15 protein-coding genes and 2 tRNA genes are annotated in these 12,567 nt (G+C 37.4%); 13 read left to right on the top strand and 4 right to left on the bottom strand.

Features of this window, described 5'->3' with window-relative positions:
* Positions 1–11: 11 nt before the first annotated feature.
* The 8 genes from ACDX78_RS10270 (at position 12) to ACDX78_RS10235 (ending at position 7,853) form a co-directional block, all read left to right on the top strand.
* On the top strand, positions 12–1,187 hold the full coding sequence (locus ACDX78_RS10270; RefSeq protein ID WP_486027579.1) for a hypothetical protein: 1,176 nt from the start codon (positions 12–14) through the stop codon (positions 1,185–1,187).
* Entirely contained in the window at positions 1,184–4,897 is a 3,714-nt protein-coding gene (locus ACDX78_RS10265) for a Gp37-like protein (RefSeq protein WP_486027577.1), read from the top strand. Before ACDX78_RS10270 ends, ACDX78_RS10265 begins: the two co-directional genes overlap by 4 nt.
* Positions 4,897–5,256 carry a hypothetical protein gene (locus tag ACDX78_RS10260; RefSeq protein WP_486027575.1) on the top strand — a complete coding sequence of 120 codons (360 nt, stop codon included), beginning with the start codon at positions 4,897–4,899 and terminating at the stop codon, positions 5,254–5,256. Before ACDX78_RS10265 ends, ACDX78_RS10260 begins: the two co-directional genes overlap by 1 nt.
* Positions 5,257–5,466 (top strand): hypothetical protein, encoded by a 210-nt coding sequence (locus tag ACDX78_RS10255; protein ID WP_486027573.1) that lies wholly within the window; start codon positions 5,257–5,259, stop codon positions 5,464–5,466. It begins immediately after the preceding gene.
* A gap of 291 nt (positions 5,467–5,757) precedes the next feature.
* Positions 5,758–6,195 carry a DUF3908 family protein gene (locus ACDX78_RS10250; protein ID WP_486027571.1) on the top strand — a complete coding sequence of 146 codons (438 nt, stop codon included), beginning with the start codon at positions 5,758–5,760 and terminating at the stop codon, positions 6,193–6,195.
* A gap of 134 nt (positions 6,196–6,329) precedes the next feature.
* Positions 6,330–6,605, top strand: a complete 276-nt coding sequence (locus ACDX78_RS10245; RefSeq protein ID WP_486027569.1) for a hypothetical protein — start codon at positions 6,330–6,332, stop codon at positions 6,603–6,605.
* 58 nt (positions 6,606–6,663) lie between these two features.
* Positions 6,664–6,918 (top strand): phage holin, encoded by a 255-nt coding sequence (locus ACDX78_RS10240; protein WP_486027568.1) that lies wholly within the window; start codon positions 6,664–6,666, stop codon positions 6,916–6,918.
* Positions 6,918–7,853, top strand: coding sequence for an N-acetylmuramoyl-L-alanine amidase family protein (locus ACDX78_RS10235; RefSeq protein ID WP_486027566.1), 936 nt, complete (start codon positions 6,918–6,920; stop codon positions 7,851–7,853). Before ACDX78_RS10240 ends, ACDX78_RS10235 begins: the two co-directional genes overlap by 1 nt.
* 175 nt (positions 7,854–8,028) lie before the next feature.
* Here the strand turns inward: ACDX78_RS10235 and ACDX78_RS10230 are convergent, their stop codons facing one another.
* Complete coding sequence (locus ACDX78_RS10230; RefSeq protein WP_486027565.1) at positions 8,029–8,694, bottom strand: hypothetical protein; 666 nt, start codon at positions 8,692–8,694, stop codon at positions 8,029–8,031.
* A 142-nt stretch (positions 8,695–8,836) separates the two neighbouring features.
* On the bottom strand, positions 8,837–9,607 hold the full coding sequence (locus ACDX78_RS10225; RefSeq protein WP_486027564.1) for a DUF6414 family protein: 771 nt from the start codon (positions 9,605–9,607) through the stop codon (positions 8,837–8,839).
* Between the two features lie 279 nt (positions 9,608–9,886).
* Here ACDX78_RS10225 and ACDX78_RS10220 point away from each other — a divergent pair, with 279 nt between their 5' ends.
* From ACDX78_RS10220 to ACDX78_RS10200, 5 genes are all read left to right on the top strand, one after another.
* On the top strand, positions 9,887–10,063 hold the full coding sequence (locus ACDX78_RS10220) for a hypothetical protein (protein WP_486027562.1): 177 nt from the start codon (positions 9,887–9,889) through the stop codon (positions 10,061–10,063).
* Entirely contained in the window at positions 10,060–10,374 is a 315-nt protein-coding gene (locus ACDX78_RS10215) for a YolD-like family protein (protein WP_486027560.1), read from the top strand. The genes ACDX78_RS10220 and ACDX78_RS10215 overlap by 4 nt, the downstream gene beginning before the upstream one ends.
* A 119-nt stretch (positions 10,375–10,493) precedes the next feature.
* Positions 10,494–10,850 (top strand): helix-turn-helix domain-containing protein, encoded by a 357-nt coding sequence (locus ACDX78_RS10210; protein WP_486027558.1) that lies wholly within the window; start codon positions 10,494–10,496, stop codon positions 10,848–10,850.
* A 14-nt stretch (positions 10,851–10,864) separates the two neighbouring features.
* Positions 10,865–11,380: an ImmA/IrrE family metallo-endopeptidase gene (locus ACDX78_RS10205; RefSeq protein WP_486027557.1), complete on the top strand. Its 516-nt coding sequence runs from the start codon at positions 10,865–10,867 to the stop codon at positions 11,378–11,380.
* A gap of 217 nt (positions 11,381–11,597) precedes the next feature.
* Positions 11,598–11,741 (top strand): hypothetical protein, encoded by a 144-nt coding sequence (locus ACDX78_RS10200; protein ID WP_486027555.1) that lies wholly within the window; start codon positions 11,598–11,600, stop codon positions 11,739–11,741.
* Positions 11,742–12,031: 290 nt separating this feature from the next.
* Here the strand turns inward: ACDX78_RS10200 and ACDX78_RS10195 are convergent.
* Positions 12,032–12,105 (bottom strand) — tRNA-Arg (locus ACDX78_RS10195).
* Between the two features lie 6 nt (positions 12,106–12,111).
* Positions 12,112–12,185: transfer RNA gene (locus ACDX78_RS10190), tRNA-Gly, on the bottom strand.
* Positions 12,186–12,567 lie beyond the last annotated feature (382 nt).

Genomic DNA, 12,567 nt, shown 5'->3' with positions numbered 1-12,567 from the left:
GAGTTGGTTAAATGGCAGAACTATCACGTTTTTTCAATAGTGTCGCTGGTGACGAAAGAACGTACCAGGCGAATGACTTTGCACAGTTTTTTATAAACTTCCTGGGTGATGGCTTTTTTGATGGGCTAGCCACATCATCAAGTAACTCAATGAACATTACCATACAGCCTGGTAGTGCTTTTATACAAGGTCATGAATATACCAATACAGCAAGTTTTAATTTAACACACGATACAGCAAGCGCAACGAATGACCGTATAGATCGAATTGTTTTAAGGTTGAATCGTGATATTGATGTAAGGAGCATTAGGGCGTTTATTAAAAAAGGCAGCGAGGGGAGCAACCCGGAACCGCCCGAATTAACAAGAAATGATTATGTTTGGGAAATATCGCTTGCCCAAGTATGGATTGAAGCAGGGAAATCATTCATTGATGACTCACAAATCACAGACGAACGCGGGGATCCGGATGCTTGTGGCAGAGTACGATTAACACCAACAGTTTCTTCCCAGCTTGATAGCGTGGATATATACAGTCCGCAGAGAGCATCTTCAGCATTTGACCCCGGAGTTTACGGCTTTAGACTCCACGGTGAAAATAACGGAGATGAATTGCAGGAGTGGATGAACAGTATTGGCATTAGTCCAAGTGATTATGGTCGAGGGTTATCCAATTTACGTGCAAGGGTTGACTTAAACATTGACCGGGCAGGATCGGGCGTACAGACATTTACGGTTTTTGACTGGTCACAAAACAATGATTACCAGGTGTACGGCAAGTTTAGCCGTCAGTCCAATACCACATCGTCATCTAGCATATGGGGCAGATGGCAGGAAGAAATAATGGTATTTGATAAAGGCAGACATGGAAATAATCACTGGGTACAGTACACGGATGGCTCAATGGAATATCATGGCGTTATAGACTTGGGTAATATTGCAATTGATTCTGCAATTGGAAGCAGTGATATTTGGCGTGCTGACGATAACTTTGTATTACCATTAGACAAAAACTTTGAGGAAATACACTATTTTAATATCTTCCCACGTGAACAGTCTGTATTTAATATTTGGGCTGCATCATCCAGTACAGGATCATCCACCCCTAGTTTTAGAGTTTTGAGCACAACTAATCATGACAGCGCAAGGGTCGTGCTGGGCTATTTTGTAAAAGGAAGATGGCGATGAAACCTATTCGAGTTTATTCAAAAGACTTATCTTTTTTAACTGAAACTGATAACTATTTGTCCTTACAGTTTATGCCGAGGTTTTATGAAGTGGGCGAGTTTGAATTGCATATCAACCAATATGTAGAAGGTGCCGAGTACTTCGTAAAAGGTAATCTGATTGTTCTGGATAAGCGTGAGGACAAAGCAATGCTTATCCGTCATCGAGAAATAGCACTTGACCAAAACGGCAAGATCACAGAAAACTGGCGTGTCACTGGTGTTACGCTTGAAGGCGTATTAGTTCAAAGAGCAACAATTCCACCTGCAGATACGTCACATGACAGGAAGTCAGGTAATGCGGAAACGGTCATGAAACACTATGTCGAAAATCATTTTGTTAATCCTGTTGACCCTGATAGAAAAATAGACTTTATAGAAATAGCAGAAAACAAAAACCGCGGCGCTCATGTAGAATGGGAATCACGGTATAAGAATGTCTCAGATGAACTGACTGCAATAAGCAAGCAGGCCAATCTTGGTTGGGTTATGTATGCTGATATGGAACGTGGGAAATGGATATTTGACGTTGTGGAGCCCCGAGACGTTACCCAGGACAATGAAGCAGGTTTGCAGCCTGTCTTTTTTAGTCCTGATTTTTCCACGATAAAGACGCAGCAGTTTGTTGATTCCGATTTAAACTATAAAAATGTGGCTTATGTAGGCGGTCAGGGTGAAGGCGTCGAACGTAAGATTGTCAAAGTCGGAAAAAGTGAAGGCATTGATTTACACGAAGTCTTTATTGATGCCAGGGATGTCAGCGAAGAAGACGAGGAAACAGAAGAAGACCTTCCACCTGAAGAATACGAACAGCTGTTAATTGAACGTGGTCAACGTAGGATGAGAGAGTTTGAGACTACGTTTTATTTGGAAGCTCAAATACTCACTCCAAGCATTAATCGCAATAATGACTTTGCCATGTCCACACCTTTTGAATATGAAACAGATTTTCGTTTGGGCGATGTAGTCGAAGTCTTTAATAAAAAATGGAACATCACAATGAACGCTCCCATCACCGAGTTTAAAGAAATCCATGAGCCCGGTGGGTTTATCTTGGAGGCTGTTTTCGGAGAAGCGCAGCCAACTTTAATCAACAAAATTAAGCGTGAATTTGACGATTTGAAAGGCGTTGAACAGCAGGAACTTCCTGCGCGTTTAGCTGTTGAGCGGATGCGCGAGGCTATGGAGTATGGCGATGAACGCTTATCCGAGGAAGAAAGAGCACGTATTGAGCAGGCTCTTGAAATCCTTGACGAATCTAAAGAATACGCAGGTGAAGAAGCTTACCAGGCAGAACAAAGCGCTAAAGAACACGCAGATAATCAGGATATTGTTTATGATGAAGAGGCCAAACGTGATGCTTCTGATAAATCTGATCAGGCTCGGGAAGATGCAGAAAAGCATGCCGAAGATCAAGACGAGATTGTAAAAGATGAGGCTAGTCAGGATGCTACAGATAAAGCCAATGAAGCTGAAAGAGTAGCAAAGGAACACGCTGATGACCAGGACGATATTGTTCGTGATGATGCTGCAAAAGATGCTTCAGATAAAGCTGATCGTGCCGAGGATAACGCTAAAGGTCATGCCGACGATAGAGCCGATGAAGCTGAACAAAATGCCAATGATTATACAGATGAAAATGCTGTAGACTGGGAAGCCTATAACGCAAAAATGCAGGAGATCGGCGACGATTTAGCGGATAAAGTAGGCGTTGAGTACGTTGACGGTCAATTGCAGTTAAAAGCTGACGGCGATACCGTAGACACCTTAGAGGGGATTGTAGATGGTTTAAACGATACTGCTGCAGGTTTAATAGATGCAGTGGACGATCAGGAAGGAAGAATCGTCACTGTCGAAACTGACCTTGATACTGTAGAAGGTAACTTGAATTTGGTTATTAGTGAGATCGAGGACATTGACGGTATCATCACACAGCATGGCATTGATATTGGTGCTAATGCAGAAGCTATTAGCTTTAAAGCCAGTCAGGATGAAGTAGATACAATTAGCGGTGATGTGTCGTCAATAAGTGGTGAATTATCTGTTTTAGCTGGTGAAGTCGAAGCAAAAGCCGAAAGTAGTACTGTAGAGAGCTTGGAAGGTGATGTTACCCAGGTTAGCCGAGATTTAAGTAGTTTGTCTGTAAATGTAGAAGGTATTGAAGGAAATGTATCCAGTCTCACTCAAACCGTAAGTGACCACGGTACAGAAATATCAGACTTGGAAACCGCACGAATACAGCATGCTGATTTAATTGAGGACAGGGTTACAAAGACTGAATACAGTACAGATCAAGACGACATTATACAGGAATTTGAACACATTGAATCCTTCCGACAACAGCATGAAGGCTGGATAAATGACAGGGTTACAAGTATTACATTTCATGCACTTGAAGGCCGCGTGGAGACTGCAGAGGGTCAAATAAATACACAGGCTGGATTGATTGAAGCGAAGGCCGAGTCAAGTGTTGTAGATGATCTTGGTGAAAGTGTGACTGGAGCTTTATTTAGAATTGATGGACTGGAAGGAGAAATCACGGCTAAAGTAGAAGCCGATGATGTGCGTTCCATATTCACACAGGAGGCTGGTTCATTTACGTTTGACGCTGATCAGATTAATTTTGATGGGCATGTTTTCGGGCAGGATGCGACTTTTGCTGGAGAGCTACAAGCGGCAAAAGGTACTTTTGAAGGTGATATGGTTGCAGGTAGTATCAACATTGATACTGCTATTCAAGTTGGAAATGAAATTAGGTTAGGTAAACCAGGAACAGTAGATGATAGATCATTTATATTCGGTGATGACATTATGATTTTAAGTGGCAGGGATGGGAACTTACGTTTTTTCGCCAACCAAATCGATATTGATAGCGAGCTGGAAAGATTGAATTTTGTAGAAGAAAAGAGTTCATTTTTGGTCAATGGCCCAGCCGCTTTAACCTTAAATGTAAATAATTTTAATCTACCAGGAAATTTAAAACTTCCTAATGGTTATGACTTGGATGATGGTCTCGAAATAGGTGATCAGCACGTTATTTCACAAGGTGGAAGTTCGAGGGACTTTACTGTCTTTGGAAATAAGGCAAACGGAAGAAATCCTTTTAGGGTTTACTCTCATACAAACGGCAATTTGGATAGATCAGAATTCGAGATAAGAAATGATGGGTCAATAGTTAGTCCTCAGTCTTATGCCAATGAATCGACCAATCCGGCTAATTTACGTATGGGGTCTGCGGCAGTTATATACCGCTCTACATCTGCAAGGAGAAATAAACTTGTTGAGGAACCAATTAAAGTAGACCCTTACCTCATTTTAGATATAGAGGTAAAAGATTGGTACGACAAGGCGAACACAGAGGAATATTCAAGGTTACTAACAAAACAAGATCATGGAGAAAATGTTTTTTTTAATGGAGTTACAGATGTAGTAAGAATTCCAGGAATAGTCTCTGAAGATGTGGTTGATGTTGGATTAGGGCAATTTGTGGAACATGATGAGAATGGCGTTGTACAAAGTGTTATGTACGATAGACTTTGGACACTTCTAATTCCGATTACAGACGATCACAACGAAAAGTTAATTCTTCATAATGAACAATTGATAATTCATGATAATAAACTGAATGACTTAGATAGCAGAGTCGAAAAATTAGAAAAGGGAGTGGCATAATGAAGCTAGCTGTAAAAGATTTATATGATTTAAAAGCCGGATTAAATGATATTTTGGATAAGGAGCTGCCAACTTCGGTAGCTTTTTCTATTCAGCAAAGTTTTAAAAAGGTAGGTGATGAATTAGAGCCTTCCAATGAAGTGCGAAAGAAAGTTACAGAAAAGTATAAAGAACATATCACGAATGACGGGCGTATTCCTGATGAGAAAAAAAGGGAATCATTTAAAAAAGAAATGAATGAACTACTGGAGCAGGAAGTCGAAATCAATTTAAAGAAATTAAATCTGTCAGATTTAGGGGAAGAAATTAAGCCGCGCACATTAGGGTTATTACAGACTATTTTAAAGGAGGAAAAATAAATGGATTTCCAAATTAGATCAGTTAACACAAAATATAAAGATGGTGAAGTTTCTGGGGTGCAGGTTGTGTATTCTGCAAAAACGGAAAATCGCAGCGTAAATGTAAATGGAAATTTTGAACTGTCAGCCGAGGAATACGAGAACAATGAAGCTATTGATCAGTTAGAAGCTATGTCAAAAGAACATTTGTTGAATGAGATTAACGCTTAGGCGTTATTTTTTTATGATTAAAAAAGCAAATTATCTCCCCGACAGCGAATATAATCTTTATTATCTCTGAGAAGGAGGCGTATCAATGAAAAAGAAAATTGTAGCTGTCGCATTGGGAATAACATTGTTGTTTTCTGGAGCATCTTTTGTAAGTGCGGATGATCAGCAGATAGCCATGAATAAAGCAGAATTTGTTTCAGCATAAAGTGAGTCCTTCGGTGCTCTTTTTTAATAAAAAGCAGGACTTTGTCCCTTTTTGTAGAATAGGTAATTAGGAGGGGGATATAAAATATGACAACCGTGAATGTTGAATCCTATTTTAAATCGTTCGGAGACTTTATTGGTCTTGGGTTGCAGGATCAAATAAATGGTTTTGAAGAGCGTACTCAAGGGTTAAAATTAATTCCAAAAGAAGATACGTTTTATGCAAAGGGATTTTTTCAACCAGAAATTGCTGATAAGCTATATTTCTTCAATCAATCAAGAATGAAAGTTGTAGAAATTGAAACGGGTAGAAAAAATTATATAGAAAACATTATCATTAGGGAGTATAAATACAACCAGTTAGAAAATGTATTATTAAAAGTTTCTGCAGATACTAAAGTTAATCTATCTTTTGGAATACAAGAAGAGGTTATTGAGTTTAACAATACGACAGATAGTGGAGGAAATTGGATAAATCCTTTAGGAAAACAAATAATACAAATTCATAATTTAATAACGAATTAAGTCAAGTAGATAATTTGTAAAAGCATCTCAAACGAGGTGCTTTTTTATATGGGGAAATACGGGGGAGCCTACAGACTTCCTATTTATTATGTCTGAGTAGTGAGGGGGTCAGTATGACACAGGAGGCTAAAGAAATGGATAATGCTGAAAGGTTAGCCGTTGTTGAAACTGAGTTAAAACAGCTTAATAAATCTATGACCGCGATCAACGACAAGCTCGATATTTGGAATCAGAATTATGTCCCCAGAAATGAAATTAACATGATGTTTGATTCAAGGGATAGAGAGATTGAAGCTATTAAACAAGATCAAACAATTGCTGAAGAAAATAAGTGGAGTTTGCGCCGTTTATGGCCAGCCTGGTTGGGTGTGGTTATAGCGGCTTTTTCATGGTTGGATAGATTTTTTTAGTGTGGTCCAAACAAGCTCATAAGCGATTGGATAATTTAGATAAAGGGGGTGATCAGAGATGAGAAAACAACTTAAAAGAATTGATAACAAATGGGTGCGTCTGGTAGCTATGGCAGTTGTGTTTGCTAATGCTGGAGCAATGATGTTTGGTATTGAGCTATTACCTTTTGACAACGAGACTATTGTAGCAGGTATATCTGTTATTGCATTGGCGGGTACAGAGATTTGGAATCACTGGAAAAATAATAACTGGACGCCTGAAGCGAAGCGAGCACAAAAATATTTAGATGGAGAAAAGGAGGCTAATAAGTAATGGTTAAAGTATATTTAGATCCTGGTCATGGTGGAAGTGATCCAGGAGCAACCGGAAATGGTTTACGGGAAAAGGATCTGGTATTAAAAATAGCACGTTATACAAGGAACTATTTGCAGAATGATTATAGTGGTGTAAGTGTTAGAATGTCCCGTAACGATGACAGTTTCCCATCATTAACTGATAGGACTAATGACGCTAACAGCTGGGGTGCTGACATCTTTGTGTCTATCCACATTAACGCTTTTAACGGGAGTGCTCATGGGTACGAAGATTTTATTTTTAACGGTAATGTAAGGAATGACACAGGCAGGCTGCGGGATTCCTTACATGCTGAATTGGCTCCCCTGTTTCGGAATAATCGCGGCAAAAAGCGTGCTAACTTTGCAGTGTTAAGGCAGTCTAATATGCCGGCAGTGCTAACGGAAAACGGCTTTATCGATAATAAACAGGATGCAGACTATTTAAGCAAAGACAGCAACCTGAAAAAAATTGCTCAGGCACATGCGAAGGGCATTGCATCATATTTCGGATTGTCTAAAGGTTCATCTGGCGACTCTGGCGGTGGAAACGCTAAATCTCCAAGCAAGTCAAAAGGTGCAAACCTCACAGTTGATGGCAAGTGGGGAGGTGCTACAACAGGAGCGTTACAGGTTGCGCTTGGTACAACTGTTGACGATATCATAAGTAACCAACGTAGAAACTCTGTCACTGAAGCAATGTACGGTAATACTGTACGGTTTAGTTCCAGCGGTAACAGCATGGTTATTCGTGCTTTGCAGGAGCTTGTAGGTGCAACTGTGGATGGTTTACTCGGACCGCAAACAGTAAGGTTGTTACAAGAATACCTTGGAACTATTGTTGATGGTGTGTTAAGTCGGCCGTCAATGGTGGTAGAAGAGATGCAATGTAGGCTTAATGCAGGTACTTTTTAATTAAATTACTCTGTAGATTATTAATGATTAAGTTTAAGCTCAGGTTTTCCACGCCTGGGCTTAAACTGCACAAATATAGAACCCTTTACTTTAAGTACATCATTTCACATTTTATTCAACAATCGCGCGCGATTGTTGAAATCTTTGAAACAGCTCTATTGTTACGAACAAATATTTATCTTTTTAAATTTCGCTTTTTCATCATTGTTATTCCCTGAAGTAAACCACCAGTAACTTTCCCACCAGCCATCCTATTACATATGAATTTAGCTGAAAATTGATTTATGAAGTTGTCCTCACTACTAAACGTTTTGTTTGTTTCATACGCATAAATCCTGGTAGTATCAAGAGCACGAAAACTATCAATTGAAAGTATCGAAGAATCAACATTACCCATTGGAAATAGAAGGCGATCAAAGGATTTGCTATTCGACCAATGCTGTCTAATACGTCTTTTAATATCATTACCTGTTCCAATATACACTTGTGAATATTCATCAAGTACCATTACGTAATAACCTGCTTTTCCATCATACAAATTAAGGTCATACACCTCAGTGAATTGAGTATTACCTCCAAGAAACTCTTCTATTTCGGTACAAAATTCGTCGTGATTTAATAAAGAGAAATATTCCATATTTAAATCAAAATTCTCTAAACAGTCTTTAAGTTGTTTTTCACACCATTGTTCCGTGTATATCTTACCTTCTTCATCAGCATAAATATCTCTAGAAGAACGAACTCTGATTGAGTTTTTATTATTAACAATTGCATACTTTTCTCGTGTTAACTTCAATCCTCGTTTGCCCTCAAGTACCTTTAATCCAAAATGATATGCCATCAGTCCCCCGCCTTTTTGTTGTTGCATTAGAAAATTTAATATATAAATATATGCATTTATATTATCTTGAAATCATGTTCTCAACAATTTGGCCCGTTAGTTGAAATATAATCTTTCACAAACTCTATATTTATTATATTACTTACTGATAAATTGCTAAGACTTCTAAAGTAACTACATCTTCCGTACTCTTGATATTCTCAATACCCTCGATTTCTTGGTCTTCCATTTGTCTTCTCATAGCTCTATTTAGTGAAAATAAGTCCTTCATTACATCAAATACAATTATAGGAGTATTTTTCACCTTTTTACGAGTCAATACTTTAGCAATTATGGTCACTTCTTCGTCTTCAAAGTCCTCTAACTCTGCCAATTGATATTTTAAATTATTTGAATTTAACTTAGAAAAACCAACTCTCCTATCAAAGCTATCGCAATCAAAAAACATAGGAATCTTTGTACTATCCTTCCCAAAGATTTTATTAAATATTTCTTCCTCTCCTTCATTTTTTAGATCCATTTGTTTAGTTAACATAGGTTTAAAATCGTTAATCAAATCCATCATATCGAATTGTTCAGGAATATTAACAACACCTTCAAAACGTATAATTGTAGTTTTAGGAACAGTTTCAATATCGAATTCTTCATTTTCTATCATATCAAAATAGTTATCTTCACTTTTTTCTTCAAGTAGCTCTTCAAATACATTACAATCAAAAATTGGATTATCTACAATTTCTCCCTCAACTTCATCGACATTATCATAGTTTCCTGATGCAATAGGTATACTCCCTCGAACAGATTTAGAGGTATTCTTCCTAAACTTCCTAATATCAACTTGTCTTTCACCTTTTAATAAAGCACTGTATCCTGCAACTTTTTGCGAATCGAAGTAAATTATATTTTTAAACATTATTTAATATCCCATCCTTTATTCTTGTTTACATTACTTTATCACTCTTCTTTAACAAACCTGCCCCTTTAGCTTAAGATCACAATTAATAATTAAATTGTAGCACAATCTTCTTATGATTTGTTAAAAACACCGGCGTGGAAAACCAGGACTCGTTTTCAGTTCAATGTAAATAAATAACAGTACACAAATAATAATTTTCTGCTATAATAAGAACAGACGTTCTTGTGTCGGGGTGATGTTATGTGTCTAATAAACCGTTCAATAAGTAGCAAAGCAGTGTTGGAAATAATTTATATTGATGACGATAATAACTTGACACAGCGTTTTATCCGGGTATTGGATAAGTACGATAACAGCATTTTAGCATATTGTTATTATCGTAAGCAGGTGCGTACATTTAAAATAAATAACATTCTGTCGGTGCAAAAAGCAGACAGGAGGGCTACAGCATGACAAACGATAGAGGAAGCATAAAATGGACGTCTTTAATGATGCCGGAGCATGTGGAGATGCTGAATCAAATGTGGGCAGAGGATGATAAGAAAGAAAAGCCTATTCTTGATGAGCAGCAGATTGAAGAAAACTCCATAAAGCTGCAGCTGGCAATTCATAACAGCTTAACGTTAAAAATAAAATACTATAAAGACCATAATTTCCGCACGGTTAAGGGTAAATTAAAAAGCATCATCGTTGGAGATTGTGTTATTTTTGATGACGGGGTCAGAGTTAGGTTTAGTGATGTGATTAGTGTTGTTGTGGACTGATGTTCATAGGATAAATTTTAATTTCATCAACATGTTAATCTAATCAACACTTTTTTGTTGACTACAGAAACAGCTTGTGTTAAATTATAATTATAATAAAACTAGGAAGGAGATATCCCATGTTAACTCCATTCGGAAAGTTTTGTAGAAAACTAAGGATCGATAATGGGGAACTATTAAAAGATATGGCGAAAAAATTAGATGTTACTTCATCTTATTTATCTGCTGTAGAAAACGGTAAAAGAAATGTTCCTCAGAGTTGGGTAAAGGAAATATCTTCTAAGTATTTACTTGATTTAAGACAAAGAAAAGAATTAAAAAATGCAGCAGAAGAATCCCAGATTAGAAGCAAGTTGGATTTAAAAAACTTGAATAATAATGATAAAAACTTAATGACAGCTTTAGCTAGAAAAATTGATGGTATGAATGATGAGGAAAAAGTAATCATTAAGAATTTATTAAATAAAAAGAAATAAAAGGAGGGGGGTACATGAGTCCATTCATTGCTGAACCTATTTCCAGAAAGAAGATTAGAGCAATGACAAGTTTTATAAGAAAAGAATTTGAACTATTTGATGAAACATGTTTTCCTGTAGTCCATTTTTTTGAATATGGGCTTGGCCAATTTGATGATGATTACAATTATGAAATTGCTTCTATTAGTGAAATGCCTAATGATTACGGGTTAACGTTTCCTGAAGAAAATAAAATAATGATTAGGGAAGATGTATATGATAGGGCAATTGATGGTGTAGGTAGGGACAGGTTTACCATTGCGCACGAAATTGGACACTATATAATGCATAGACCGAGTTTAATTGCTCTAGCAAGAAATCACAAAGAAGTGAAGATTCCGGCGTACAAGGATCCGGAATGGCAGGCAAACACATTTGCAGGAGAATTATTGGCTCCACCAAATATTATTAGAGGACTAACAGAAAGAGAGATATCATTGCAATGTGCAGTTTCAATTGAAGTTGCAAATATTCAACTGAAAAATCTATGAAAATACTAAAATTATAAAAGGTTGGTGTTACATATGAGGCAAAAATTAAAAAACCGCATGCCTTGCAGAGGGCCCACGGTTGTGTAACGAACACACTGTAGATAATGAGTAGTCGCTACATTAAATTCAATTTTGGCGAATTGATAATTCTAATGTACCATTATCTACCCTCTTCTGCAAGGTTTTTTTACTAAATCGAAGAGGAGACGGATAAAAAATGTTAATTTGTAGAGCGTTTATCACAGTAAAAGGTAGAAAAATTTATGCTAAGGATGTTGGAAAAAAAGCGTTTTGCTGGGAAGTAACTCCTGAGCAACACAAAGAATATTTGGAAAGAAAAAAACAAGAAAAGAAAAAGTAATTAAACAAAGTGCTCTTGCGACGGAGCACTATTAAATTTTCTCGTACCTATTACTGATTCATATGCTTTTTATTTTCCTCATAAACATTATACAAATTAGTCACTATTTTTTTAAATATGACGAGTTTCTACTATTATAATGTACCCACTTAAAATAAGGGGAAAAACTAATCCAACCCCAACTCAACCCCAATTGGACATTTACTTTAGTCAAATAAAGTTCTAATGGTTATTATTAAAACAGGCTCAACCCATTGACATGTAAAGGGTTGAGCCTGTTTGTTCGTTAACGTCCCAGGCAGGATTCGAACCTGCGACCCACAGCTTAGAAGGCTGTTGCTCTATCCAGCTGAGCTACTGGGACAAAATATGGAGCGGGTGAAGGGAATCGAACCCTCGTCATCAGCTTGGAAGGCTGAGGTTTTACCACTAAACTACACCCGCATGGTACATGAAAAAATATTTAATTTTGATTCCGCACTGTATGCCCCTACATCTTCTAGCTTATTCAACGATGCTTGTGCTTCGGGGCAACTCGTAGTTTATTCGGTGGATGCTTTACCACTAAACTACATCCGCATTCTTAAGAAAATATTATGTATTTCAATCTCTACCTTTTTTTACCGACAAAATTTATTATAGTCATTACCAATTCATTTGTCAACTTAAAATAGTAAAATTTTGTACGAGATTAAGTTTCTTAAATTGCAATAGTAAATGCAACACCCCCTGTGAAACCGCTATATAAGGTTTTTCTGTAATTTGTTGGTGTTGGGGCCTAGGCCCCAACACCAACAAATTTTGCGAACGCTTCGGCTGGGGTTTG

Origin of the sequence: Virgibacillus oceani (assembly GCF_041521345.1) — a bacterium.
GTDB lineage: Bacteria > Bacillota > Bacilli > Bacillales > Amphibacillaceae > Virgibacillus_N > Virgibacillus_N oceani_A.
Note: the sequence above shows the minus strand (reverse complement) of the source record. Positions and strands in the feature narration are given on the sequence as shown.